This is a genomic window from Paeniglutamicibacter terrestris (assembly GCF_012271785.1).
GTDB lineage: Bacteria > Actinomycetota > Actinomycetes > Actinomycetales > Micrococcaceae > Paeniglutamicibacter > Paeniglutamicibacter terrestris.
The window spans coordinates 715,282-739,489 of the sequence record NZ_JAAWVT010000001.1; the positions used below are offsets into that span (position 1 = coordinate 715,282).

Here is a 24,208-nt window from a genome sequence, read left to right on the forward strand (position 1 = left end):
GCGTTCGTCCTCATGATGGTTGTTGCCCATCGTCTGCCTCCCGAGAAGGGTTCGAATACCTCAACCGTGGCACCAGTTCGGGTTCTTGGCAACAGTCACCCGGAGCAGGATTTGAGGCTGTCGAACGAGACGATTCCCCTAGCCACCGGGAATCGTTTGGTTCGGGCATTGAGTAGTAATGATCCGCTTGATGCCCGCATGTTCGGCCTTTGTCATCCACAATCCGTGCTTGGCCTTAACCGCGGTCTGGCGTGCAACGTAGGAGCAACGGAACGACTTGTTCGGCGGGAGCCAACTGGCCGCATCCGAATCGCCCTTAGACGCATTTGATCCACCGTCGACCGCCAAGAGGTTCAGCGGATCGTTGGCAAAGTCCACCCGCTGGTCCTCGGTCATCTTTTGCGCACCCTTTTGCCAAGCATCGGACAGGGCAACCACGTGGTCGATTTGGACCTCGGTGCTGGTCCCCTGGCCGCGCACGAAATCAATCCGCTGACCGGTGAACGGGTCGGAGAGCACACCGCTGGTGACGACGCAGCCGTAAGTTCCAGGCTTCACGGCGATCCCGTCCAAGTCCCGGCGCAACATGTCGTTGCGGGCATCGCACCCGTTGCGGTCCGGATCCTTCCATCCGCTGCCGAACAGGCCTCGCTCGTAGCCAGTTTTTGGTGCCCGCCCCTTGATGGGAATTTCAGCCAACTGGTGCAAGGTTGTTCCCTGCTTCGCATTCGCACCATCACCCGTCCCGGACGGTGTGGCCGAAGCCGTCAACGCGGGTGAAGTACTCTTCGACGGATCGACCGTCGTGGGTGTTTCTTCCGCACCGGTTTTGGGCACCGGTTCGGCAATGGTCGGCGCTGGTTCGGTCGACGGAGCCTCTGACCAAATCACCAGGGGTTCGGCGGTGGGCGCCTCGGACCAGATGACGGGGGCCGCAACGGCGGGCGGCTCCACCCCGGTTCCCGCGCATGACGTCAGTGCTAGGCCCAATGCCAGCACCATGGCCGATAGCGCACCGCGAGTTCCAATCCTGTTGCGGGGAATCTGGGTCTTCCTCGCCCCTGCAGTGGCTGATACCGGTCTATCGCTTTTACTCACAGGCGACACCGTCGCCGTCCCGGTCTAATTTGCGGCTGTAGCCGGGATCGCCACTGTAGATCGGGTCAGCTCCGGCGTTCCTTACCGCTGTGCAGTTCGCGTAATAGGTGTTGCTGTCGGTGAATGTTTGAATCTTGGGCTTTGCCGTTTCCTGTTCTTCGCGGGCCTTTTGGGCGGCGCGTGCCGATGCGGCTTCCTGTTCACGGACCTTGGCCGCCTGCGCATCCGCAGCCTTTCGCTCTGCCTTGGCCTTGGCTGCGGCTTCTGCCTTCGCTTTCGATGCTGCCGCCTCTTCCTTCTTTTTGGCTTCGGCGGCAATTTCCGCCTTCTTGGCGGCGGCGGATTCCTTCGCCTTGACCGCTGCAGCCTCTTCCGATTTCATTTTGGCCTCGGCAGCCTTCTCGGCCTCAACTTCGCGGGCTGCCGCGAGATCTGCTTCGGCGCGATCATGAGTGTCTTGGTCCACCCAGAGAAGGGTGCCCGTTGAATCCTCGTCGCAATAGTTGTTGGCATCAGCCTGCGTCATGACCTGATAATCGAATTCACAGGGCTGGCCCACAAAGCTGGCGAGATCGCTCTGCAGGGTTTCGGCCACGGCAGGTTCCTCAAGCGATGTCTCCGGACTGCCTGTTCCCTCCGTTCCGCTCAGCGCGCCCCCGGCAAAGGTGAGGACCAGCGCTGCTCCTGCGACACCGGCACCGATCTTGCGGTTGGGGATTCTTGCCCATTTGATGCCGTTGGCCAGCAACGCCACGAGGCCAAGAATCAATGCAATGATCCCCACAAGGATCATCAATCCCGGCAGCGCACCGGAGAGGACCAACAAAATGAGGGCCACCGCAGCAATCCCCCACCAAATCCAGCGTTTGCTTACGCGCCTCTTCGGAGGCGCTGAATTACTATCCCAAGTCATGATTTCCCCAAAGCTTCAACTAATCCAACCAATAGAGCAAACCATAGCCACTATTACCGCATTGGTCACTTCTTACCTCACCGCGCCGGGACTTGCGTCGGCCAACTCCGGGTTGACAGCAATGTATGCCATGAGACGTGTGCCGATTGTGACTTCGCTTCGTTAAAACACCGCAGGCGGGAGCGCACAAGGTGTGCGCTCCCGCCTGCGGATGAATTGACTGACGTCCTTAGCGGACCACTCGCTCAAATCCGGCACTGCCGGCGCCCGTCCACCGGTACAACTCCAAGGTGGCGGCTTCCTGCTTATGGCCGCTGGAGTAATCGTCGAAGTCGCGCGCCACGTAGAAGTAGCCATGGCCGACCGGTTCGATGCCGACATCTGCTTTGAACTCCCAACCGAAGATGCCGGTGGCCGGATCCGGGATCCGTGCCTGGAGCAGCGGCATCAGCAGCCCGGATTCGTTTCCGGGCTGCCCCTCCAGGACTCCCTCGGCCGGGGCGGCGGTGCCGTCCACGACGTAGAGGGTGCGGTTGGGGAAGTCCGCCTTGGAACCGCGGTAGACCCCGAGATACCAGTTCTTGGTGTGTGCGTCGTAGGCAAGGTTCTGCACACCGAAATTGGTGTTGCCGGTGTGGATAAAGTATTTCTCATCCACGCTGGCGGGACCGGAGGTGTGCGGGTCCTTCTGGGTCAGGGGACGGGCGAATTTGCCCCAGGTGGACACGTCATATTGGAGGATGACCTGGTGATTGTTGTCGTCCCGATCGAGGTTGCGGTAAATCCCGTAGGCCACCATCAACTGCTGCTTGCCATTGGCGGAGCCGAACGCAGGGCCAAAGGATACGCCGTCGATGCCGCTTGAACCGTAGCGGTGATCGGCAGTGTTGGCGGTGTCGCCATCAAAAACTCCATTGCCGTCCACGTTTGCGGTGAAGTCCTCGGCCACTTCCTCTAGGTGCACGGCCGTGACGATGCCTGAGTCCTCAGCATCCATGCCGACAGCGGCAATCTTCTTCACGTCGAAAATTGCGATATAGAAGGACTTGGCTGCTTTGTATTCAAGTGAACCGTAGACCTGGCCATCGCGTGTGTTGAAGTCTAGGTCCCCGAGGTGTCCGGTGAATCCCTCGACGGTGCCAATGACATGGCCGGACAAATCCGTCTTCACCAGCATGTTGGTGAAGGAGTGGTAGACGAAGCCGCCCTTTTCATCGATAGCGATGCCCTGGATGTGCCCGGCATCCCAGGATCCGGATTCGATGATCTGCGGGTATCCGTCAATAGCTTTCTCGGGTGCCGCGTGCACGGGCAGGCTCTGCTGATCATGGGAGCCGGCGGCAAACGCAGTGCCGGGGATGCCGACGCCGGCGATCAAGCCGATGGCAATAGCCAGGGAGGCAGTGGTGAGCAACGGTTTGTTGGGCATGGTTCGACTGTCCTTAGGTGCGATGGGGCAGACGTGGTTCGGTTTCCCCAACGCCCACAGGTTTCCCACCTTGCAGCATCGAACCCAACGGTTCACCAGCGCGGCATTAATTCTTCACGAACGTCTCACATCGGGCCCAGCGCGGTTGCCCAGCGCAGCACCCGCAGGGCACGCAGCGTGTTCCAGCGGCTCGCTTCACCCTCCGGAGCGTCGACGTCGAGATAGGTGTCTCCGGGCCAAGTGATCCCGGAAACCCAGCGTCCGTCCATGCTTCGTTTGGCAAGCAGCGCCGCAACCGCCGGTTCCAAGCGCGGATCGAATGCGCCTCCGGCGTCCCGGAAGTAGTCGAGAGCGCGCAGCACATCGTAAAACCAGTACGGCGGGAAGGAGAAGTTCAGGTAGCGGCCCTCGGCCACCGCCCCGGTGCTCAGCCGCTTGAAGCACGAGCGCTTGAGCAGGTATTCCTCGCCGCGTTTCCTGGACTCGGCGAGCGCCGCCGGCACGTTTCCCACCGCGCGTTCATGCTCGAGCAATCCCTCAAGCACACAGAGGGTGGTATCGAAGGACGAGACCTTGGAGGAATCGGGGGCTTCACAGTTCCAACCACCGTCCGGCAATTGTTCGCTGAGCAAACGCGCGATGATCCGCTCGCTACCCGCCCCGATCATCCCAAAGTAAGCGCTCTGGGTCAGGACGCCGCCGTTGATGCACGGCTCGACCTCGCCATGAAAGTAGGGAAGGTTGTCCCAGTACTTCCAGATAACCGACTCGTGCACGCTCTGCACCGCGGTGTGCACCGTTGGATCCGCGGGGACGGCACCTAGGCGGCGCAGCAGCGCGAGCGACCAGAGAACCGATTTGCGGCTTTGATTCTCGCCGTATTCATCGTTGTCCCAGTAGCCGCCTGGATCCTGCAGCGCCAGCAGCTGCGCGCCGAAACCTTCGACGGCTACGCGCTCCCGTTCCCGGGTTACCTCGGTTTCCGGTGCATCAAGCAGATCGCGAAGAACCTGCCAGCGGATGGATGGATCGGAGTCAAGTAGCCAAGCGACGATGTCCATTTCCCCATTGTTGCCTGCCGGGCGTCCAAGAACCAGTGTCAGGAGAAAATATTCCTTGCTGGTGAACCTGTCCTATGTCGAGGCGCCAAACCGCCGCAACCGCCAGCGGGACGTCATAGGGGCGGGCCATGTCGGCCCCGCCCCTATCTCTTGACGTTCCTTGTCACAGCGAGATTTAGCGGTCTGAGGTCTCGGCGAGGATCGCATCGATCTGCCCGGCTGCCTCGCGCATGCCCTCCGCCATGCCCATCTTGATCATTTCTTCAAGCTGTTCGGCACTTTCGAACGAGGACACCGTACTCATGCGGGTCGTCCCGTCCTGCTCTTCAAGACTCACCACGCATTGCGTGATGCCCAGGAATCCACTCGGCTCCCCGTCATCCCCGGCAAATCCGTCCTGGAACTCGAAGCCGTTGGGCGGATCCACGGAGACGATCTTCCACCAGCCGCGGGCCTTCTCACCGTCTGGTCCGCTCATGTAATACCTACACTCCCCGCCCTCGACAAGTTCGTGGCGGACAAAGGTGGCGGGCCAAGTCGGTGGACCCCACCACCGCTCGAGCTGGCGCGGGTCTTCCCAGATCTGCCAGATACGCTCCTTCTTCGCCGCGAATTCGGCAACAAGGGTGAGGGTGAGGTTTTCTGGGTCGGTTTGAACGCTGATGACGCTCATGGTTTTACTCCTTTGAGTTCTTCGGAGAGAAGATCTCCGATCCTGCCGACACGTTGGCGCCAAATGCCCTCATAGGCTTCCAGCAGCCGGGTGGCACGGCGCAGGGATTCGGGGTTCCCGTGCACGATTTGCTCCCTTCCGCGTCGCTCCTTGGTGATCAGCGTTGCCCTTTCGAGCACCGCCACGTGCTTTTGCACGGCTGCGAAGCTCATGTCATAGCGCTTCGCCAACTCAGAGACCGATTGCTCCCGGCGCATCGCCTGCTTGATGATGTCGCGCCGGGTCGCATCCGCCATGGCCTGGAAGATGCGGTCGATCTCGGTTTCGCTCAATTCATATACAACCATTTGGTTGTAGGTTACTGCTGCGGTGAACCGGATGCAATAGTTTTTAGGGGAGTTTCTGTCATTCGCCTGTTTGATCCGCGGACGTGGTCCGCCACCGGCAATTGGCATTGCCATGCTTAAGGCACTCCAGCAGACCTTCGTCACCGCGTTTTCCACGACCTGCACCATGGGATCTATGGCGACCTTTGTCGTCACGGTCTCGGACATGAACCTGCTCAATATCCACGCTGCGTGGGGGGGTCTGATCGGTTACATCGTCTCCCGCCTGCTCGAACGAGGAAACTACGCCACTACGGCGTAACCCGAGGGGTTAGTTGCAGTTCCCAGGCGTGGACGTTGAAGCATCTTCACTGCATGGCAATACAGCGGTGCTGAGCACTAGGCCTTGGCGATGGCTTCCTTCAGTGCCGTCAGGATCAGTGCCACCGAGGTCGGGTTGGCATTGGGGCCCATCAGTCCGATGCGCCAGACGGTGCTCGCATACTTGCCCACGCCGCCACCGATCTCGATGTTGAAGCGTTCAAGCAGGTAGCCGCGCACCCTGGCTGAATCGACTCCCTCGGGAACATACACGGTAGTCAACTGCGCAAGCCGGTGACCCTCGGCGGCAAAGAGCCGCAGTCCCATCTCTTCAAGTCCATCCTGCAGCGCCTTGCCGGCTGCCTGATGCCGGAGGGTGACGGCGTCCAGGCCTTCGGCCAAGATCCGGTCGATGCCGGCCTCTAGTGAGGCCACCATCCCAACCGGTGCAGTGTGGTGGTAGGTGCGCCCACCTCCGGCTCCCCCGGTGGTGTACCCACCAAGCAGGCCAAGATCGAGGTACCAAGATTGTGGCTTTTCGATGCGGCGATCGAAGGCGCGATCCGAGATCGTGAACGGGGCAAGACCCGGGGCCACACCGATGCACTTCTGCGTTCCGGCGTACCCCACATCGATCCCCCACTCGTCGGCCAGAACGGGCATGCCACCGATCGAGGTGACGGCGTCGACGATGAGTAGCGCATCTCCCTTGATGGCTCCGAGAGCAGCGATGTCAGAAACGACGCCGGTACTGGTTTCTGCATGCACGGCGGCAATCACCGTCGGGTTCGGGTGCGCGTCTGCCACGCGCTGAGCGTCAACGGGTGTGCCGTATTCGTGGTCCACCCGTACCACCTCGGCACCGGCGCGCGAGGCAACGTCGCACATACGCTCGCCAAAAAGACCATTGACGGCGATCACCGCGACATCCCCGGCCTTCACGGTATTAACGAAGGCCGCTTCCATGCCCGCCGAACCGGTAGCGCTGAGCGGCAAGGTACGTGAGTTCTTTGTTCCCCAGAGGGTGCGCAACCCGTCGGCCGTTCGATCCATGCGGGCGATAAATAGCGGATCAAGGTGCCCCAGAAGTGGCAGACCCAGTGCCGCGGTAGCCTCCGGGTAAGGGTTGCATGGTCCGGGGCCGAAGAGGTGCCGTGCCGTTACGATCTGGGTCAAGGTGATCTCACATTTCTCGGTACAAAGTTCTGGATGATGGGGAGCCAGCTATTCCGCCCGTGCTGGTCTCGGGATAAGTAGGGCCAAACGTTCCAAAGAACCTTGGGCCCGATGCGTCAAGACCACTCGGGGTCTTGGGTGACCTGCTGTTCCGTTGAAGATCCGAGATCTCCGGAACGCGAGATCAGGCTGCTTTAAGTACCCAGTCCGCCGAATCGTCGCCCAATGCCATCAGACGACGTGCTTCCTTCAGCGCCTCGGAGGAGTCTTTCTTGTCCAGCTGAGCCAGCAGGAGCAAGTTCGCGATCCGCTGCTCCCGGCGGCTTCGAGCCGTCTCACGCGCCATCTCAATCATGGCCAAAACTCGGGCATGCGCGCGGCGCCCACGAGCCTCCGGGCTCGAGTCGTCGGTGTCAGTTTTACTCAGCACATCGAGTGCTTCGGCGATTACGTCGTTCATATCCTGCCTTCCGTTTGGTCTTCAGCTTCACACCCTCGTGATGCGTATCACCATGTCACTCATGTAGCCAGCTTAGCCGCGACGGGTCATCGAAGCAGAATCGTCGCCAGCCGCACACGGAATCCTAAGGCCGCTCAGTCGCGCGTAACACTCGATTAGGCAGAGTCACCAATCCCCCGCACGCCCACCAGTGCCGGGCGTGCCGAAAGTGCTTGCGAGTGTGAGGAATGGGCGAGGATTGAGAAATTCATCCCGTGAACTCGACGCACCATCTGGCCACCTGGAGCACAATGCGTTCATCGCCAATTCACATCCACTTCCGCGAGGCTTGGTCAACGCATGGAATATTGAGAAATGTTGCATCGCCGAAAATAATGGTTGACACGTCAATCAACCTGTGACATATTTATATTCATAAGCATGCAAACCGGTTGAACACACCGGCTTCCCTCACTAAGGAGTTTCCCCATGAGCATTGAAATCACCCCCGGCACCTGGACCCTCGACACCTCGCACAGCGAAGTTGGCTTCACCGTTCGCCACGCAGGAATCTCCAAGGTCCGCGGCGCTTTCACCGCAGTTGAAGGAACGCTGACCGTAGGCGAATCGATCGAAGGCTCCAAGGTCGAAGCAACCGTCAAGACCGAATCCTTCGACTCCAACGACGACAACCGCGACGCCCACGTCAAGGGTGCCGACTTCTTCAACGTCGAGCAGTACCCGGAAATGACCTTCGTATCCACCGGTGTTGCCGGCTCCCCCGAAGATTTCAAGCTCGAAGGCAACCTGACCATCAAGGAAACCACCAAGCCTGTCATCTTCAAGGTTGAGTTCGGCGGCGTAGCCGTTGATCCGTTCGGCGCAACCCGCGCAGGATTCTCCGCCACCACGCAGATTTCCCGCAAGGAATTCGGCATCACTTGGAACGCTGCCCTCGAAGCCGGCGGCGTCCTGGTTGGCGACAAGGTCACCATCAACATCGATTCGGCCTTCGTGCTCGCAGCACAGAGCTAAGCTCCTCCGAATTTTACTGAAGCATCGTCCACCTGTGGTGGGCGATGCTTCAGTCGTTAAACGCATCACCAAGTCTCCGCCACAGCTTCGACATTTCACGCCATCCGGTGCCCCAGCTTCCTGCCACCGGCTCACCAAAACTCCAGCGGAGAACACCTCAGCCCCGTGCAGACGTTCGGTAAACGCTAGGAGACTCAGTGCTTCGGGGTCGACTCCTTCCCCAGCAAGGCATCTGGATCTGCGCTCGACCGATGCTGGTCGACCACTGCTCTCAGTGGTTGACGCCCCCCGACACCGAACCGATGCGGCATAAAAATTCTGGGCACAAACTAGCAGTCGAGCCGACCATTATTCATGGTCAACCCGACTGCTACAGTATGAAAATTACCGCTCCGAGCGAGAAGGCGCGAGGGCTACTTATGTGCCAGGAGACGCTCAACCCGGGGCTTGACCTCGGTCGCTAGCAGGCTAATGGATTCCAGCAGGTGTTCCTGAGGGATCCCACCGATATCCGTCTGCAAGAAGTGGCGCATGTGTCCCATGTACCCATGAAGATGGACAATGCGCTCGGCGACTTCATCGGGTGAGCCCACATAATATGCCCCGGGTGCCTGCGCTTGCGCGTCGTAGGCCCGCTTATCCGGTGCCGGCCACCCGCGCAACTTACCCATCTCTACATTCAGGTTGTGCCATCCCGGGTAGAAGCGCTCGAGTGCTTCTTTTTTGGTCGGAGCAACAAGTCCGAGTGCTGCGACCGACACCTTCAGCGTTTCGGGAGCATGGCCCGCGGCAGCTCCAGCGCGTCGATACAGCTCGGCCAGCGGAGCAAAACGGTGGGGTTCTCCCCCGATAATTCCGTAAGACACCGGCAATCCCAGTTTTCCCGCACGCGCCGAGGAACTGGCATTGCCGCCGGTGGCAATCCACAGTGGCAACTTTCCGGCAACAGGGCGCGGGACCACGGCGAGGGCGTCAATGTTGGGGCGTTTGGTGCCGGACCAGGAAACCGTCTCGCTGCCCGCGTTGTTAATAGACATCAGCAGGTCGAGCTTTTCCGTATACAGATCGTCGTACTCGCCCAGATCGTAGCCAAAGAGTGGGAACGTCTCGACGGAGGATCCACGCCCGGCAGTGATCTCGATGCGCCCGCCGCCGGAAATTGCGTCAGCCGTGGCAAACTGCTGAAAAATGCGGACCGGGTCATCGGTGCTGATGATGCTCGCGGCACTACCCAAAACGATGTTGTTGGTGGCAGCTGACGCAGCGGCAATTAATGCTCCGGGAGATGACGCGGGCATCGTTGCCGTGTGGTGCTCCCCGACCCCGAAGTAATCCAGTCCAACCGCGTCCGCATGGACGATGGCAGCAAAGAGATTTTGAATTGCTTCGGTGGTGGATCGAAGGGATCCATCCGCGTTGCGTTGGGTGTCGCCAAAACTGTAGGCACCGATTTCCATGGGGGCAGTCCTTTGTTTACGTCAGAGTGGGTGGAGGAAGGTGGTTAGACCGCGACAAGACCAGTCTTGAGCACCCGGGAAAACTCGGCACTGGTGAAGCTACCGTTGAAGATCTGGGTACCAGGTTCGAAGAATTTTCCGCTGGCGAGATCACCCGTATCGATGGAATCAAAGCCCACTGCGTCTAGGAACCGAGCAACGCGCTCCTTGGTGCCGACGTCATCCCCGGCGACGCCCAAGGCGCGACGGCCGGGTGATCCGGAAACAGCTGCGTCGGGTTCCATCTCGTGGTAACCGATGTGGTTGAAGGACTTTACGACGTGCGATCCGGACAGATAAGCGGCCACGACCTCGCTAGAGGACAGCTCGGTGTTTTCGAAGTCGGCGATATCGCCGTCCGTCGCCGCCCAGTAGTTCATGGCGTCAATGACCGTTCGCCCGCTGAGGGCCTCGGCGCTCAGTGACTTGTACTTATGCAGCGGGATCGCCACAACGACCAAATCCGCAGTGGCCGCTTCGAGTGCTTCAACGGCGATCGCACCAGGGGTGACGATCTCGATGATCAACTCATTTTCGGCTGCGGCCTTCGATGTGGCGACCTTGACCTGATAACCGGCGGCGACCGCCAGTCGGGCAATGGCAGTACCCACGCGGCCAGCACCCAAGATGCCAATGGTCTGCTGGGACTCACCCTGCGCCAAATCGCGGTTATCCATGTTCACTGCCTTCCAAAAATTTATGTTGTATTACAGACTATATTCTCAACAGATCATCTGTGCAACTCCATAACATCGGGTAAGATGTAGCCATGGCCCCATCGGAACTTGCAGCTGTCACATTCGAGAAACCCCTACCGGGATTCATCCCGGGCGACCTTGCCTGGCACTTGGGTATGATCCTGCGTGGGCATCAAACCCTCTTTGCCGATGCTGTGGCGGAAATGCCGTGCTCGGTGCGTGGCTACCAGATGCTCTCCACCGTGGTGCATCACGATCCAGCCAACCAGCAGGCCCTCGGAGCTCATCTGGGTATTGACCGCACGGTGCTGACCTATCTACTGGACGATCTGGTCACCGCCGGACTTGTCGAGCGCATTCCCGCACCTACAGATCGCAGGGCCCGGAAAATTGTTGCCACGGCACAGGGCCTAGATCTGCTCAAAAAGATGGAAGCTCGCGTGGCCGCCGCAGAGCAGACGCTACTGACCGGGCTCGACGCGAGAGAAAGCGCTCAGCTTGCGGGGCTCGTTTCCAAACTCTCCATGGCCGTCCATGGTGCACAGCCAGGAGCCAACCCCTGCGAAGCAATGGACCACCTCGGCTAAGTGCCGATGGCAGCGCCCGCGCATCGTTACCCATCATGCGGCATGGTTCGCATCACGAATAGGTCCCCGACAACCGCAAACGCCATAGACTCGGTACATGGACACCGGCGACATCACATTCCACACCCGTAAATGGGTCAGGCCCGAAGACCTCAATGCCAACGGCACTCTCTTCGGAGGAAGTCTGCTGCGCTGGATCGATGAGGAAGCGGCAATCTATGCCATCGTCCAACTGGGCAACGGATTCGCCGTTACCAAATACATGTCCGAAATCAACTTCGTCTCGTCGGCCCGACAGGGCGACCTCATTGAAATGGGTCTGACGGCAACCCACTTCGGCCGCACCTCACTGACCATGCGCGCCGAAGTTCGCAACATGTTCACCCGTCAGTCGATCCTGACCATCGAGAAAATCGTCTTTGTGAACATCGGATCCGACGGAAGTCCGGCGGCTCACGGCTATTCGGAAATTACCTACGATCGCGACCGCATTCCCGGCGAACACCTCAAGATCGTTCCACCAGAAGACTGCTAATAGCCGACTGCGGCCGACCGATAGCATCGGTCAGCCGCAGTCGAAACACCTTGGATTCAGTTCATCAGTCTCGGACTCTAGTTATCCCCGAGGACCCGTTGATTTAGCTCAGGGTCTGCCGGAACGATGCCCCGTACGACGTTGATGCCAGCAGATCTGACTTATCGCTGCGGAGCCTGGACCGCAGCGTCCCAGATTTCGGTTCCGAATCGTAGAGCCCGCGAGAGGTCAGCTCCGGAACCACGAATTCAGCAAAATCGTTGAGCGTTCCCGGACTTACCAAGGGATTGATCATGTAACCGTCAAGACCAGAGGTTGCCGCATGCGCTTGAATCTGGTCTGCAACATCGGCCGGTGTCCCGATGAATAACAGGTCGGTGCCTCGGGTGACGTTCTCGAACTTCCGGCGAACGTCGCCGGCGGTAAGCGGCTTGTCCGCCGGAGCACCCTTAACTACGTAAGACGTCAGACCGTTGCTCTCGGTGGTGAGCGGTTCGTTGTCTGCATACTTGCTCAGGTCGATCCCTGTGTCCCCGGCATAACTCACCAGCTGTGCTTCCAGGTGGTAATTGCTTTGCAGGTCGTCGTACTTCTTTTGCGCCTCGATAGCGGTGGGTGCGGTGATAATTCTGGCCAAGGCCATTGAGCGAATCTCGCCCGCGGGCCGTCCGCGTTCGGCCGCACGCCGATGAATGTCTGCCAAACCGGTGGCAATTTCGTTCGGGTCTTTCTTGGGCAAGAGCACCATTTCGGCGTGCTTAGCCGCAAACTCACGACCACGTGGCGACCAACCTGCTTGGTAGAGGGTGGGTGTGCGCTGCGAGGACGGGGAGGTGAGTGATGGCCCGTCAACACGGAAATGTGAGCCAACGTGGTTGATGGGCTGGACCGAACCGGGACGTGCGTATACCCGTTCTGCCTTATTTGCCACAACAGCATCTGCCGCCCAACTGCCTTCAAGAAGCTTGTAGATGACGTCCATAAATTCGTCGGCCCGCTCATACCTGTCTGCGTGTTTAAGCATCTCGTCCATGCCGAAGTTGCGCGCTGCGCTGGAGAGATAGGAGGTCACAATGTTCCAGCCGATACGGCCGTTGCTGATGTGGTCCAAGGTGCCAAATCGGCGGGCGAGAGCGAACGGGTGTTCGTAGGTCGTTGATGCGGTAATCACGAACGAAAGACGTTCGGTCAGTGCGGCCAAGGCAGGTACATAAACGAAGGGGTCATTCGCCGGAGCTTCCACTGCCCAGCTGAGCGCGGCATCGGCTGACCCGCCATAAACGTCATAGAGGCCCAGCACGTCGGCGAAGAAGAGCGCGTCAAGGTTTGCCTCTTCGGCGGTGATGGCAACGTTTTTCCATCGATCCAGGGAATTGACCTGAAGACGGTCATCCAGCGGGTGAGTCCAAAGGCTCGGTGCGCCGCCGCAACCAACGCTGGCCTGCTCGTAAAGGGAAAAGAGAAGTGGATAAGGGGATGAATTGCTCATCGAATCGTGACGCTTTCGTTCAGGCTGGCCGCGGAACGGCGACCATGGCGGAGATAAAAGAAGAGGTAGCAAGCGGCCACAAACGGGACGCCGAAGTAGAGCGCGGCTACCTGATTTGGGTCAAAGGCAAGCCCGACAACCGAAATGAAACACAGGGTGAAGGCAAGAATCGGCACCACCGGGTAGAGCGGTGACTTGTAGACTAAGGCGGCGACGTCTCCGCCTGCGCGGACGAAGTTTCTGCGGTGGAAGAAGTGCGAAGCGGAAATAGACATCCACACACCCACCACGGCGAAACCGGCAATCGATACCAAGACCAGATATACAGATTCGGCCGCCATGACGCTGGAAAGAAGTGAAGCCAGCCCACCGAGCATGCTGATGCTCAGCGCTATCAACGGAACGCCACGACGGGTGAGCTTTCGGAACATTTTCGGCGCGTGACCTTCATCGGCCAAGGAGAACAGCATACGTGCGCAGGAATAGAGTCCACTGTTGCCCGCGGACAACAACGCGGTGATGATGACGAAGTTCATGATGTCCGCCGCGTAGGGAACTCCCAAGCTGCCGAACACCGTTACGAACGGGCTTTCATCCAGTCCCACATTTTCATAGGGCACGGTGGCGGCGATAACCGTAATGGCGCCAACGAAGAAGATCAGCAATCTAAAGACCGTGGCCCGCAAGGCCTTAGGAATGGAGCGCGCCGGATCCTTCGTTTCGCCTGCGGCAACACCAATCAGTTCCGAGCCAGAGAACGCGTAAAACACGGCAAGAGTGGTAACCAAGACGCCTGAGAATCCTTGCGGGAACAGGCCCTCACTCGTGACAAAGTTGTTCAGCAGCTGCGGCGTTCCACCGTCGGTTGCCAAGGGTTGGAATCCCACCAAAGCGGCGCCACCGAAGATGATCAAAGCGATGATCGTTGCCACCTTAACCAGGGACAACCAGAATTCTGCCTCTCCAAAGAGGCGTGCGGAGAAAGCGTTAAGCCCGAATACCAGAGCGGCAAACACCAGGCACCACACCCAAACCGCCACGTCCGGGAACCAGCGCTGCATCAGCAGACCGCTGGCCGTGAACTCCGAGCCCAGCGCAACGGCCCAGCATAGCCAGTAGAGCCACGCGGTCGTGAATCCGGTTGCCGGTCCAATGGACCTGGCTGCGTAAATGTGGAAAGCTCCGGCCACCGGGTAGGCAATGGCCAGCTCGCCGAGGCACGACATCACCAAATAAACCACAAACGCGCCGACGAGGTACGCCAACACGGCACCTAACGGACCGGCCTGTGCGATGGTGTAACCCGAACTGAGAAATAGCCCCGATCCAATGACACCGCCCATCGCGATCATGATGAGGTGACGAGGACCCATGGTGCGCTGCAGTCCGGACGAAGATTCTGAATCCGAAGCCTGCGATCTTTGAGCAGCTGGACCAAAGCCGGAAACCTCTCTTCGCCTAGAGGTCGTGGTCGCTGATTCGTGCTGCATAACTGGTGCTCCGAGCGCGTGGGTAATAATTGCGCGTTCAACGCTAGGTGGCGTGGGCAATACGCTCCGGATGCATGTCGTCACGTTTCTTTATATGAACCTTATGTTTCCTGTTGAACACCTTCCGTGACGCGACGGAAACGTCATCTTTGGTTTGGTTAACAACACTTCGTCAAAATCGTGAGATATTGCGTCCCGGCAGGTGGAGGGCAGAACGCAACTCCGAATCAGTGCCCCGGCAGCGATTTCGGACGCCATACAGCAGAAGGCTGAACATTGCAGCAGGCGAGCGACCGGCGATCGTGTCCCCCGGTTGCCACCTAGTCCTGCGTTGCTGGACCAAACGAGGCCAGGGCAATCCATACCGAAGCCGACATCAACGCGATCAGCAGTTCCGCCGTGCCGAGAACTCCGGATCGGAATCTTATTAAACTTCAGCGAGGAGCATCAATCGAACTTTCTCATTTATCGAAATTTTGCGAAGACAGGAATGATATTTTCCACTAGGATTCATTTACAAATTCGTCCCTGTGAAGGAAAAGATGATTAAATCTACGGCCGCTGGATTGTTACTTCTCACGGGGCTACTGACCTTGAGTGGTTGCTCTCTGATTCCCCCTAAGGAAGCACCTCGAGGCGATGACGGAACGATTAGTGAGGAAGCAAACGCTGACGCGTTCTCCATCCGCCTTGGCGATTGCATCAATGATCCCGGCGAAGGCGATCTGGACCGGGTCCCAGTGGTCCCTTGCGAAAAACCACACGAATTTGAGGTCTTTCACGAGTTCACCATCGATCAAGAAAAGTTCCCGGAGACCGTCGAAGCCATGGATGAGCTAACGGAGTCAGGTTGCATGAACGCCTTCACAACCTTCGTAGGCGTTCCTTACTAGGAATCCGCGCTTGATTTCACGGTCATGCAGCCCACCGTCGAGAGCTGGGCGGACGGCGACAAGATCGTTCAGTGCCTGATTGGCGACCCTTCGGGCGTGAAGACCTCCGGTTCACTACAAGGCATCCACGCCTAGTCCGGGTTAAGCGCATTTGGTCTCAGCTCGGAAGACTCCGGCGCCCCATTGGATTCCGGTGCGCATCACCCACAGTTCGCAAGGTTTGATGGTACCCAGCCGCACCTTGTGACATGGCGGAACGTAGCTGTCATCGCTTGGATTCTCAGCTTCTCGAGGCCAGAATGCCTCGTTGGCCCTGAACACGTTCATCATGACTTCGCAATCACAGTGCCCGCCGAGCGCGGGGAATTTTCGCTCCAAAGCGGTGGCCCTAGGCGCCCGCAGATCCCTGTACGTGGTGCACCACTTCAGGCCAGTGCACCCGTGGCTGAGCATGCGGTTCAGGTAACACGCCAAACACTCGTAACGCTGTGGAATCAGCATTTTTACGACCTTGAGTGCGTCCTCAAGTTCGTCGACCGTGTATTGCTCCATGATGAAGGCTCCTTGAATCGGTGGAGTCTTCATCATGGAACCGATGCGCTACGGCTAGCAGCTGCGCTGCTCCCTACGGTGCATAGCCGCAGCGTCGACGCAGCAGTGGTGCGGGGAAGCGCTGATTAGTCGTCTTTTTCGATGTTGGCCTGGAATCGCACGATGCGCTCGATGGCCTCGGTGACGGCGTCGTAGCCGGCAGCAAAGCTCAACCGCACATGCCGGGCCCCATGCACTGGATCAAAATCGGTGCCCGGGACGATCGCCACCCCGGCATTTTCCAATAATGCGGCACAATACTGAGTTGAGTTTTCATAGGTGCCAAGTGCCTCACCCAGATCCGCGTAGACATAGAAGGCCCCGTCAGCCGGCGCATGCTCACCCCACCCCAGCCGCTGAATCGAACCAAGCACAGCGGCCCGGGTCCGCGCGAATTCGGCAACCCTTTCTTCGGCCTCGGCGTAGGAGACTTCGCTGAAGGCGGCCAGCGCAGCGTATTGCGCGGGGGCCGGAGGACAGAGTGCCACGTTGCCCGCTAACGCGTCAACGGTGGGCAACATATCGTCCGGGACCAGCGACCAACCCAACCGCCAGCCGGTCATGCCCCAGTATTTGGAGAAGCTCGATATCACGATGGCGTTGGTGTCCAGCTCCCAGGCGCAGACCGAGCGTCTGGCTTCGATCCCGGGCTGCGGGTAATCGATGCCGTGGTAAATTTCATCGCTGATCAGTCGCACACCTCTGGCCCTGCACCACGCTGTGAGCTCTGCCAGTTCGGCGCCGGTGACCATCGTTCCGGTCGGATTTGCTGGGGAGGCAAGCATCAGTCCGTCCAGCTCCCCATGTTCTTGCCAGGCCGCTTCCAACAACGCAACAGTGGGCTGGTATCGCGAGAGCGGCCCGGCGTCCAGTTCAATGACCTCAATGCCCAGCGTGCGCAGAATATTGGCATAGGCGGGGTACCCGGGACGAGCCAACGCCACTTTGTCACCTGCGTTGAAAGCCGTGAGGAACGTGAGCATGAAGGCACCAGAGCTGCCCGTTGTCACGGCGACGTTGCGAGCCGGAACATCAATGTCGTACCAATGTTTGTAGTGCCCGGCAATTGCCGCACGCAGTTCGAGGATTCCCAGAGCGGGCGTGTAGGTCATGGGTGAGCCCGAGCCGTGAATTTCGGCCGCGCGTTGAGAAACTGCGGCGGGCGCTCCAGCATTTGGTTCACCTGCACACAGGGAAATGACGTCTCTGCCCTGGGCGCGCAGCTGGGCCACCCTGTCCAGAATATTCATGACCTCAAAGGCCGGAACCTTGGCCCGGTCTGCGACCTTCAAACTACGCTGCATTGTTCCTCCGAATCACTAGCTTCTTGATCAAGCGTGTCACAGGCGTCGAAATTAACAAGATAGTGAAAAGCAAAGGATCCGACGTTGTCCCGATTCTCGGTCCGAAGAGTACACACCCGGTAACCAGGAATTCTTCCCGTTAATATCAAGGGACTGATGGTCGCATGGATCGTGTACGGCGAGTGCGGACGCCATTGCATTGATTCGCACACGATACGCGTCAAGCTTTAGCGTCCATTCGAATAGAACACATTGGACTCGTAGTCGGCTAGTCGGCGCGTGGGCCATGGACATCACGAGCCACGGCCATTAATGACCAAACTTGAGGCAACATCCAACTCACTGGAGCCCTTCAACCAGCTCGGTCAATCCGAAGGGCGGTCGCTTCGCACGTGTCCCTCGAGCGTTAGCAGTCAGTCCACATCCTGAACCAATCCAATGCTTCGGAGCGGTCCCCCGAGCCTTCGCCGAATGTTGGCGGCCAAAGTAGTGCATCAAAAATATCGGAGCCCGAGAACGGTTCAGAAAACGCCACATCACTCAACGTCACCCAAGGAGGGTCAAGCGGCAATTTGTTCTTGGTTTTTCTGAGGGAGTAAAGGCGCAGGGGTCCAATATTCGTGGAAACCGCGGGTTGTCATATCCGTGTAGACGTTATCGATCAGATATTGGCTGCCACAGTTGGAGGGGTTGATGCCGTGGGCATGGCGGGCAGTGATGTCGGCAGCAGTTTGGGCGATGTGGATGCTATGGGCTGACCCGATCCAGATGCTGCCGTGGTAGACGAGCCAAGAGGGGCTAGCGTAGGGGTTTTTGCGGACGATGGTGTGGATTGGGGTTTGCATGGTGTGTTCCTGCCGGAGGTGGAGGATGGGTGCGGATGGTTTGTACCTTGCTCGTCAAGATGTCGCCTTTCTGATGGTTATTCGTAGCCATGGGTTTCTCGGTTGCCACTGAAACCCACTGATTTCATCGACTTTTCTTTGGAGTCAATTTGTGCCGGTATGGTCGGCAAGTGCAATCGCGGGTTGGTGGTGGTTTCCTCTACCTTGAAGTTCGCTGCGGCGATGGGACGATTCGCATGGTCGCCGATGGGGAAACTGGTGTCACCTTCAAGGCGAGTGCGTTTACTTGCTCAACAAAACCTTTTAACGCCCGAGGGCCCCGCCGGCACAATTGCCGGCGGGGCCCCAGGAGTCTTCTTGGTGCCTTAAGTTATGCGGTGGCGCTGGCGGCGATGTCCTTTTTGATGGCGTCCATGTCCAGACCCTGAACCTGTCCGATCAGGTCCTCCAACGCTTCAGCAGGCAGCGCGCCGGGCTGCGAGAAAACGAGGATCCCGTCGCGGAATGCCATCAGGGTGGGAATCGAGGTGATGTTGGCTGCTGCAGCTAGCCCTTGCTCGGCTTCGGTGTCGATCTTGCCGAAGGTAATGTCAGGGTACTTTTCGCTTGCTGCTTCAAAAACGGGTGCGAAATTGCGGCAGGGGCCGCACCACGCAGCCCAAAAATCCACGAAGACGGTACCCGGAGAGGTGATGGTCGGTTCAAAGTTCTTTGCTGTCAGTTCCATGGAAGCCATAGATGTTCTGTCCCTTCGAGAGAGGTGTCCGCGGACTCCGTATCGAATCCTCAAATGGCATAACGATACCCGCGGGGGTAAAATTCCGATCAGTATCTTTATACCTTTGAGGGAGTCACCACATGTGTAAAAAAGTCACCTGCGACAGCTGTGCCAAGCCAACTTGGGCAGGCTGCGGCGAGCACATTGAAGATGCTCTTGGTGATGTTGCCATTGCGGATCGCTGTTCCTGCAACTAGTCAACATTTCTCCTCGAGTGGGGCCCGGCTTTTGCCGGGCCCCACTCGCGTTCTCACGAGGTTGTTGTCAGCGGCGTGACGATTCGGCTGATGTCCTCGAGACTTCCACTGATGCTGGACACAAAATTCAGGTTCCATCGTTAGGTCCCACCTCGATTAAAGTCACAACCTTGTCACGTTTCACCAAGATTCATGGGGGTCAAGACCGGTCTCGTTCGCAGAATATTCCGCCAAGCGTACGGTTTCTAGTCGCAAATGACCAAGGGCAACAATTTAGCGAAAAAGTAATCGATAATGCTAAATTTTCCGAATCTTCTACAGGAAGGGCTGATTCCCAACGAATAGGTTTTACGAATAGGGATGCCTACGGGGGGGGTAATGCCGGAGCGGAACGGACCGATGCAGCTTTTTCTGGGTCCGCTAGCGCAAGCGCGTCCGCAACCACTTTGACGGCAGTTCCGCTCACGGGGGTCACCTGCACAAATAACGCGACAAACGCCCAGACGATCCGTTTTGATTGGGCCGCGGCAAACCCTGCCCCCACTAGTTACAAGGTAACGGGTCAACTCAACGGATCAGCCACAGCACCAAAGACAGATACATTGCCGGCCGGAACCCTCAGCTACAGAACCTCGATCTCGGCCGATACGGGCCTGCTGGGTTCGTTGCTGAATCTCTTGATTGGGTTCGACAACAGGTTCACCGTGAAAATTTCGGCGGTTTACGGCTCATGGGAGTCGGCCCCAGTTATCTACGATTCGGTCCACGGAACAGCAGGGCTCTTGGGAATTAACAAGAAGCTCACCTGCTCTTAGTGAGTGTCTAGCCGCTTGAGGTAGTACCTCATGGGAAGGTGTCGAATCGCGCGCGGTAGTACGCGCACGGCGCCACCGGCGCAGCGCAGCACCCATTCCAGCCGGCGTTGCTGACGGTCACTGAAATTGAACCCATACATGGTGCGAACTTCTTGCGGCAATAGACCGATGCTGACGAATCTGGCCAGCGGCATCACCGCACGGATCCAGAGCGGTGCCTGCTTGGCAGCCAGCAGATCATGAGCGACCTGACGCACACGAGCATCAACTTCCAGCTTCGCGCTGGCCTCAGACCAATAGATGGCGAAGTCGGAGCGGGTGGCCGGCCACAGGTGCGCTGGCATCCCCAGCTCGGTGCCAAGGCGCGCATAGTCTCGATATAGTTCCTCGGCCGTGTCATCATCAAGCGCGGGGAATACCGCCCGCTGGATGGTCATGGCCGAGTCGTACAGGGTGGCGGCCACCCATAACTGCAGCTTCGGATCACGCGCCGAGTAGGCCGGGTGCGATCCGTCCTTGGCGGCCGGCGCCTTAACCGGCGCGTGGGCCGCGTGCACGATCGCGCGAATCTTGGCACGCTGTTCGTCGGTGCCGTTACTCAAGGCATAAATGTAGGTCAGGGTGCCGTTCAGTCGGCCCAACGGGTTGCTGGCAAAGTTTGAATGCTGCGCCACCCCATGGCCAACTCCGGGCATCGCCAGCTGCAACAGGATAGCGCGTCCACCGCCCAACAGATACACACTCTCCGGGGCGTAGTGGGCAAGAATTCCCTGCTCGCTGGGCTGTTTCATGACTCTATTCTCCCAGCTCGGTCTGCGAATTAGCTCCGAGCCCCAGACTCACTGCGCCCCACGCGCCGCGGTGGGCCAGCACTTTGAAGGCAGCCCACCACCGGTGGTTTTAGTGCTTTTTACGCAGCTTGCCAATTCCCATGACAATGCCGGTGATCCCTGAACCGATGATGAGACCGGCCACGCAGGACAACGCGGTATTGACGCACCAGCCGAGGAATGCGCCGAAGGACCCGGTCGCGTGAACAACCATTTCTTCGAGGTGGTGAACGAAGCCGTATGGAGCATGCCAGCCGAGTTCATCCAGGCCAACCAGCAGCAGGTGTCCACCGACCCACAGCATGGCGATGACGCCAACCTTGCTCAGGAACGACATCACCAGCGGCATTCCCTTGACCAGTCCGCGACCGAAGGCTTGGGAAAACTTTGACTTGCGTTGTGCCAAGTGCAGCCCGATGTCATCCATTTTCACGATCAGGCCCACCGCACCGTAGACAGCGATCGTCATACCGATCGCCACGGCGATAAGGATCAAGGTCCGGTTGATAAAGCTCTCGTGGGCAACCTCATTCAGCGAGATCACCATGATTTCGGCAGAAAGCACCAGGTCGGTGCGCACCGCGGCCCTGATGATGGATTTCTCATCTCGAACTTCGGTTGCCTCCCCACCGTGATGCCCGATGAGTCCCACTGCTTCGAGGATCTTCTCGGCGCCCTCGAAGACTAGGTAGCATCCGCCGAGCATCAAAATCGGAGTCAGTGCCCAGGGGGCAAACTGCGACAGGACCAGGGCCAGGGGCAGAATGAAGAGCAGTTTGTTGCGGATGGAACCCACCGCAATCTTCCACACCACCTTGAGCTCGCGCTGTGGAGAGAGACCGTCAACGTACTGCGGCGTGACGGCCGCGTCGTCGATGACCACACCTACCGCCTTGGTGCTGGCCTTAGCGGCACCCAAGGCAATGTCATCCAGAGAAGCTGCAGTGACTTTCACCAGTGCAGCGACGTCATCAAGAAGTGCTACTAGACCGCCGGCCATTTTGATTCCTCCATCAATCGGAAGGCGGCGCATTTCGCACAACCGTGAATTAAGATTACCTAGTTTCTGAGCTACTTCTGTCGGATTCGAGCCGAGAGTTCCGAACAAGAAACGGGAGTTACACCACGCTAAGCCCGGAGATCGGGTTTATCCGAGTCTTCTGGCACCGAAGCGCGCTGTCCCTAGTTGGAGCGCGGGCGCACCGGGTGCTGGGAGAGGATCGAGACCCGGTTGAAGGCGTTCATGGCGATCGCTGCCCACTGGATCGCGGAGAACTGTGCATCATCAAGGACTTGGCGGGAAGCGGCAAGTTCCGCGATCCGGGTCTCGGAGTCCGGTAGCACCGTAGCGGCCTCTGCCACGGAAAGCGCAGCAGCTTCCAGCTCGCTGAAAAGCGACGTTTCGCGCCACGCGGTGAGCACGGCCAGGCGTTGAGTGGTCTCGCCAGCCTCGAGCGCGAGGCGTGCATGCATGTCTAAGCAGAACGAGCACCCATTGATTTGGGAGATGCGCACATTCAGCAATTCGATCAGGCGCGTCTCGAGCCCTGCAGCAGCCGTTGCTTCCTTGACCTTCAGCGAAAGCCCGTTCAGGGCCTTCCAGCTGGCGGTGTCGGACTTGTCGAGGAAGAACGGTGCTGACAGCGACATCAAAAACTCATCTCATCAATGGCGCGTGGCGCCCCAACGTGGTGGTTACAGCCTACTCAGCCGCGGCGAGCTGACCGCAGGCGCCGTCGATTTCCTTGCCGCGGGTGTCGCGCAGCGTGGTGGGGACGCCTGCGGATTCGAGGCGGTCGATGAATTCGGCGGTGACGTCCGGCTCCGATGCGGTCCAGACCGAGCCCGGGGTCGGGTTCAGTGGGATCGGGTTCACGTGCACCCAGCCGCGGCCGCGGGCGTTGAGCTTGCGGGCCAACAGGTCCGCGCGCCAGCCGTGATCGTTCATGTCCTTGATCAGCGCGTACTCGATGGAGACGCGGCGCCCGGTCTTCACATAGTAGGTGTGTGCGGCATCTAGGGCTTCGTCGACCTTCCAGCGGGAGTTCACCGGGATCATTTCATCACGCAGTTCGTCATCCGGCGCGTGCAGCGAAAGGGCGAAGGTGACCGGGACATTTTCCTCGGCCAGCTTCTTCATGGCGGGCACCAGTCCAACGGTGGAGACCGTGATGCCGCGGGCACTCATGCCCAGACCCTCGGGGGCTTCTGCCACCATGCGGTGCACGGCGTTCATGACGCGCTTGTAGTTGGCCAGGGGTTCACCCATGCCCATGAAGACGATGTTGCCCACGCGCTCTTCGGGGTGCTTCTGACCGCCCAGGCCGCCCTCGGCGATCACGCGGTTGGCCTGGACAATCTGGTCCAGGATTTCGGCGGTGGACATGTTGCGGGTCAACCCCGCCTGTCCGGTGGCGCAGAAGGGGCAGTTCATGCCGCAACCGCACTGGCTGGAGATGCACAGGGTGATGCGATTGCTGTAGCGCATCAGTACCGACTCGATCAGCGAGCCGTCGAAGAGGCGCCACAGGAACTTGATGGTCTTGCCATCATCGGTGGCAAGACGCTTGACCTCGGTGAGCAGCTTGGGGAACATGGCCGCGGCCAATTCGGCGCGACGCTCCTTGGGCAGGTCACTCATGAGCTCGGGATCGGTGGTGTAGTGCTGGAAGTAATGCACGGAAAGCTGCTTGGCACGGAAACCTTGCAGGCCCATTTCCTTGAGCTTGTCGGCACGTTCGGCCAACGTGAGGTCAGCAAGGTGCACCGGTGGCTGCGAAACGCGAGCCTTGGCGGTGAACTGAAGCTGCGGGCGGCCGTCCTCGCCCATGGCCTGCTTCCACCCTTCGGCGGTGGGGCGCACCTGAGCGCGGCCCTCTGCCTTGGCCCGGGATTCGGAGATACGCATCTGCTGGGCGCCCTGGGCGGCAGCTTGCTCGGCTCGGCGTGCTGCCCGTTCGGCTGCATTGGGCTCGGCAGCGGAAGGTACGGTCTCTGGGGTAATTTCGGGGGAAGTCATCGTTTCCATTGTCCCACGGGTATCTGCTATCTGTGCGGTGAGATTGGGCACCACCATCCAGCTCCGCTCCCGCCGCTGAACGTTCGTGCACCATTGAGTGCCCGACCACCGCTTTACCGCGATAGTGCGCACTGGAGTGGACCCGATGCGGCACCGAGCTGAGGGCCGAC

The 24,208-nt window shown here is 59.1% G+C and carries 25 protein-coding genes; 5 read left to right on the plus strand and 20 right to left on the minus strand.

Features of this window, described 5'->3' with window-relative positions:
- Nucleotides 1-138: 138 nt before the first annotated feature.
- Complete coding sequence (locus tag HED64_RS19740) at nucleotides 139-699, minus strand: HNH endonuclease family protein (protein ID WP_245325612.1); 561 nt, start codon at nucleotides 697-699, stop codon at nucleotides 139-141.
- Between HED64_RS19740 and HED64_RS19745 the strand changes: the two genes are divergently transcribed.
- A complete protein-coding gene (locus HED64_RS19745; protein ID WP_245325613.1) occupies nucleotides 683-1,126 on the plus strand; it encodes a hypothetical protein in 444 nt (147 codons plus the stop codon). The genes HED64_RS19740 and HED64_RS19745 overlap by 17 nt on opposite strands.
- Here HED64_RS19745 and HED64_RS20135 read toward each other — a convergent pair.
- From HED64_RS20135 to HED64_RS03280, 7 genes are all read right to left on the minus strand, one after another.
- Nucleotides 1,091-1,936, minus strand: a complete 846-nt coding sequence (locus HED64_RS20135) for an excalibur calcium-binding domain-containing protein (protein ID WP_342590638.1) — start codon at nucleotides 1,934-1,936, stop codon at nucleotides 1,091-1,093. The genes HED64_RS19745 and HED64_RS20135 overlap by 36 nt on opposite strands.
- A 304-nt stretch (nucleotides 1,937-2,240) precedes the next feature.
- Nucleotides 2,241-3,440, minus strand: coding sequence for a hypothetical protein (locus HED64_RS03250; protein ID WP_210149170.1), 1,200 nt, complete (start codon nucleotides 3,438-3,440; stop codon nucleotides 2,241-2,243).
- A 125-nt stretch (nucleotides 3,441-3,565) separates the two neighbouring features.
- Nucleotides 3,566-4,501: a hypothetical protein gene (locus tag HED64_RS03255; RefSeq protein ID WP_168150640.1), complete on the minus strand. Its 936-nt coding sequence runs from the start codon at nucleotides 4,499-4,501 to the stop codon at nucleotides 3,566-3,568.
- 175 nt (nucleotides 4,502-4,676) lie between these two features.
- Nucleotides 4,677-5,174 carry an SRPBCC family protein gene (locus HED64_RS03260; RefSeq protein ID WP_168150641.1) on the minus strand — a complete coding sequence of 166 codons (498 nt, stop codon included), beginning with the start codon at nucleotides 5,172-5,174 and terminating at the stop codon, nucleotides 4,677-4,679.
- Nucleotides 5,171-5,521 (minus strand): ArsR/SmtB family transcription factor, encoded by a 351-nt coding sequence (locus HED64_RS03265; protein ID WP_168151116.1) that lies wholly within the window; start codon nucleotides 5,519-5,521, stop codon nucleotides 5,171-5,173. Before HED64_RS03265 ends, HED64_RS03260 begins: the two co-directional genes overlap by 4 nt.
- Before the next feature lie 378 nt (nucleotides 5,522-5,899).
- Nucleotides 5,900-6,997: a pyridoxal-phosphate-dependent aminotransferase family protein gene (locus HED64_RS03275; RefSeq protein WP_168150643.1), complete on the minus strand. Its 1,098-nt coding sequence runs from the start codon at nucleotides 6,995-6,997 to the stop codon at nucleotides 5,900-5,902.
- A gap of 184 nt (nucleotides 6,998-7,181) precedes the next feature.
- Complete coding sequence (locus tag HED64_RS03280) at nucleotides 7,182-7,457, minus strand: hypothetical protein (protein WP_168150644.1); 276 nt, start codon at nucleotides 7,455-7,457, stop codon at nucleotides 7,182-7,184.
- Between the two features lie 468 nt (nucleotides 7,458-7,925).
- On the opposite strand from HED64_RS03280, the gene HED64_RS03285 reads away from it, so the two are divergent.
- On the plus strand, nucleotides 7,926-8,471 hold the full coding sequence (locus tag HED64_RS03285) for a YceI family protein (protein ID WP_168150645.1): 546 nt from the start codon (nucleotides 7,926-7,928) through the stop codon (nucleotides 8,469-8,471).
- A gap of 413 nt (nucleotides 8,472-8,884) precedes the next feature.
- Here HED64_RS03285 and HED64_RS03290 read toward each other — a convergent pair whose 3' ends face one another.
- Nucleotides 8,885-9,928 (minus strand): LLM class flavin-dependent oxidoreductase, encoded by a 1,044-nt coding sequence (locus HED64_RS03290; RefSeq protein ID WP_168150646.1) that lies wholly within the window; start codon nucleotides 9,926-9,928, stop codon nucleotides 8,885-8,887.
- Between the two features lie 44 nt (nucleotides 9,929-9,972).
- Nucleotides 9,973-10,644 carry an NADPH-dependent F420 reductase gene (locus tag HED64_RS03295; protein WP_168150647.1) on the minus strand — a complete coding sequence of 224 codons (672 nt, stop codon included), beginning with the start codon at nucleotides 10,642-10,644 and terminating at the stop codon, nucleotides 9,973-9,975.
- A gap of 92 nt (nucleotides 10,645-10,736) precedes the next feature.
- On the opposite strand from HED64_RS03295, the gene HED64_RS03300 reads away from it, so the two are divergent.
- Together HED64_RS03300 and HED64_RS03305 are read left to right on the plus strand one after the other, a co-directional pair.
- A complete protein-coding gene (locus tag HED64_RS03300) occupies nucleotides 10,737-11,252 on the plus strand; it encodes a MarR family winged helix-turn-helix transcriptional regulator (protein WP_168150648.1) in 516 nt (171 codons plus the stop codon).
- A gap of 97 nt (nucleotides 11,253-11,349) precedes the next feature.
- A complete protein-coding gene (locus tag HED64_RS03305) occupies nucleotides 11,350-11,787 on the plus strand; it encodes an acyl-CoA thioesterase (RefSeq protein WP_168150649.1) in 438 nt (145 codons plus the stop codon).
- 103 nt (nucleotides 11,788-11,890) lie between these two features.
- On the opposite strand, the gene HED64_RS03310 is transcribed toward HED64_RS03305, so the two are convergent.
- Together HED64_RS03310 and HED64_RS03315 are read right to left on the minus strand one after the other, a co-directional pair.
- Complete coding sequence (locus HED64_RS03310; RefSeq protein ID WP_168150650.1) at nucleotides 11,891-13,276, minus strand: NtaA/DmoA family FMN-dependent monooxygenase; 1,386 nt, start codon at nucleotides 13,274-13,276, stop codon at nucleotides 11,891-11,893.
- Nucleotides 13,273-14,766 carry an amino acid permease gene (locus HED64_RS03315; RefSeq protein WP_425351769.1) on the minus strand — a complete coding sequence of 498 codons (1,494 nt, stop codon included), beginning with the start codon at nucleotides 14,764-14,766 and terminating at the stop codon, nucleotides 13,273-13,275. The genes HED64_RS03310 and HED64_RS03315 overlap by 4 nt, the downstream gene beginning before the upstream one ends.
- 542 nt (nucleotides 14,767-15,308) lie before the next feature.
- Here HED64_RS03315 and HED64_RS03320 point away from each other — a divergent pair.
- A complete protein-coding gene (locus HED64_RS03320; protein ID WP_168150652.1) occupies nucleotides 15,309-15,659 on the plus strand; it encodes a septum formation family protein in 351 nt (116 codons plus the stop codon).
- A 141-nt stretch (nucleotides 15,660-15,800) separates the two neighbouring features.
- Here the strand turns inward: HED64_RS03320 and HED64_RS20235 are convergent, their stop codons facing one another.
- From HED64_RS20235 to rlmN, 8 genes are all read right to left on the minus strand, one after another.
- Nucleotides 15,801-16,247: a DUF2695 domain-containing protein gene (locus HED64_RS20235; protein WP_132359977.1), complete on the minus strand. Its 447-nt coding sequence runs from the start codon at nucleotides 16,245-16,247 to the stop codon at nucleotides 15,801-15,803.
- Between the two features lie 89 nt (nucleotides 16,248-16,336).
- Nucleotides 16,337-17,554: a pyridoxal phosphate-dependent aminotransferase gene (locus HED64_RS03330; RefSeq protein ID WP_132359979.1), complete on the minus strand. Its 1,218-nt coding sequence runs from the start codon at nucleotides 17,552-17,554 to the stop codon at nucleotides 16,337-16,339.
- A 560-nt stretch (nucleotides 17,555-18,114) separates the two neighbouring features.
- Nucleotides 18,115-18,399, minus strand: coding sequence for a hypothetical protein (locus HED64_RS03335; protein ID WP_132359981.1), 285 nt, complete (start codon nucleotides 18,397-18,399; stop codon nucleotides 18,115-18,117).
- Nucleotides 18,400-18,769: 370 nt separating this feature from the next.
- The gene (gene trxA, locus HED64_RS03340) at nucleotides 18,770-19,135 is read right to left on the minus strand and encodes a thioredoxin (RefSeq protein ID WP_132359983.1); all 366 of its coding nucleotides are present in this window, start codon (nucleotides 19,133-19,135) and stop codon (nucleotides 18,770-18,772) included.
- Between the two features lie 1,050 nt (nucleotides 19,136-20,185).
- Nucleotides 20,186-20,980, minus strand: coding sequence for an oxygenase MpaB family protein (locus HED64_RS03345; RefSeq protein ID WP_168150654.1), 795 nt, complete (start codon nucleotides 20,978-20,980; stop codon nucleotides 20,186-20,188).
- A gap of 109 nt (nucleotides 20,981-21,089) precedes the next feature.
- Nucleotides 21,090-22,019 (minus strand): DUF808 domain-containing protein, encoded by a 930-nt coding sequence (locus HED64_RS03350; protein ID WP_168150655.1) that lies wholly within the window; start codon nucleotides 22,017-22,019, stop codon nucleotides 21,090-21,092.
- 182 nt (nucleotides 22,020-22,201) lie between these two features.
- Nucleotides 22,202-22,669 (minus strand): carboxymuconolactone decarboxylase family protein, encoded by a 468-nt coding sequence (locus tag HED64_RS03355; RefSeq protein WP_168150656.1) that lies wholly within the window; start codon nucleotides 22,667-22,669, stop codon nucleotides 22,202-22,204.
- Between the two features lie 52 nt (nucleotides 22,670-22,721).
- Nucleotides 22,722-23,927, minus strand: a complete 1,206-nt coding sequence (rlmN, locus tag HED64_RS03360; protein ID WP_245325739.1) for a dual-specificity RNA methyltransferase RlmN — start codon at nucleotides 23,925-23,927, stop codon at nucleotides 22,722-22,724.
- Nucleotides 23,928-24,208: the final 281 nt, after the last annotated feature.

Coding starts and splice junctions, on each gene's coding strand:
- HED64_RS19745 (WP_245325613.1), top strand. CDS start 683: ATGGGAATTTCAGCCAACTGGTGCAAGGTTGTTCCCTGCTTCGCATTC.
- HED64_RS03250 (WP_210149170.1), bottom strand. CDS start 3,440: ATGCCCAACAAACCGTTGCTCACCACTGCCTCCCTGGCTATTGCCATC.
- HED64_RS03255 (WP_168150640.1), bottom strand. CDS start 4,501: ATGGACATCGTCGCTTGGCTACTTGACTCCGATCCATCCATCCGCTGG.
- HED64_RS03260 (WP_168150641.1), bottom strand. CDS start 5,174: ATGAGCGTCATCAGCGTTCAAACCGACCCAGAAAACCTCACCCTCACC.
- HED64_RS03265 (WP_168151116.1), bottom strand. CDS start 5,521: ATGGTTGTATATGAATTGAGCGAAACCGAGATCGACCGCATCTTCCAG.
- HED64_RS03280 (WP_168150644.1), bottom strand. CDS start 7,457: ATGAACGACGTAATCGCCGAAGCACTCGATGTGCTGAGTAAAACTGAC.
- HED64_RS03285 (WP_168150645.1), top strand. CDS start 7,926: ATGAGCATTGAAATCACCCCCGGCACCTGGACCCTCGACACCTCGCAC.
- HED64_RS03290 (WP_168150646.1), bottom strand. CDS start 9,928: ATGGAAATCGGTGCCTACAGTTTTGGCGACACCCAACGCAACGCGGAT.
- HED64_RS03295 (WP_168150647.1), bottom strand. CDS start 10,644: ATGGATAACCGCGATTTGGCGCAGGGTGAGTCCCAGCAGACCATTGGC.
- HED64_RS03300 (WP_168150648.1), top strand. CDS start 10,737: ATGGCCCCATCGGAACTTGCAGCTGTCACATTCGAGAAACCCCTACCG.
- HED64_RS03305 (WP_168150649.1), top strand. CDS start 11,350: ATGGACACCGGCGACATCACATTCCACACCCGTAAATGGGTCAGGCCC.
- HED64_RS03310 (WP_168150650.1), bottom strand. CDS start 13,276: ATGAGCAATTCATCCCCTTATCCACTTCTCTTTTCCCTTTACGAGCAG.
- HED64_RS03315 (WP_425351769.1), bottom strand. CDS start 14,766: ATGCAGCACGAATCAGCGACCACGACCTCTAGGCGAAGAGAGGTTTCC.
- HED64_RS03320 (WP_168150652.1), top strand. CDS start 15,309: ATGATTAAATCTACGGCCGCTGGATTGTTACTTCTCACGGGGCTACTG.
- HED64_RS20235 (WP_132359977.1), bottom strand. CDS start 16,247: ATGATGAAGACTCCACCGATTCAAGGAGCCTTCATCATGGAGCAATAC.
- HED64_RS03330 (WP_132359979.1), bottom strand. CDS start 17,554: ATGCAGCGTAGTTTGAAGGTCGCAGACCGGGCCAAGGTTCCGGCCTTT.
- HED64_RS03335 (WP_132359981.1), bottom strand. CDS start 18,399: ATGCAAACCCCAATCCACACCATCGTCCGCAAAAACCCCTACGCTAGC.
- trxA (WP_132359983.1), bottom strand. CDS start 19,135: ATGGCTTCCATGGAACTGACAGCAAAGAACTTTGAACCGACCATCACC.
- HED64_RS03345 (WP_168150654.1), bottom strand. CDS start 20,980: ATGAAACAGCCCAGCGAGCAGGGAATTCTTGCCCACTACGCCCCGGAG.
- HED64_RS03350 (WP_168150655.1), bottom strand. CDS start 22,019: ATGGCCGGCGGTCTAGTAGCACTTCTTGATGACGTCGCTGCACTGGTG.
- HED64_RS03355 (WP_168150656.1), bottom strand. CDS start 22,669: ATGTCGCTGTCAGCACCGTTCTTCCTCGACAAGTCCGACACCGCCAGC.
- rlmN (WP_245325739.1), bottom strand. CDS start 23,927: ATGCGTATCTCCGAATCCCGGGCCAAGGCAGAGGGCCGCGCTCAGGTG.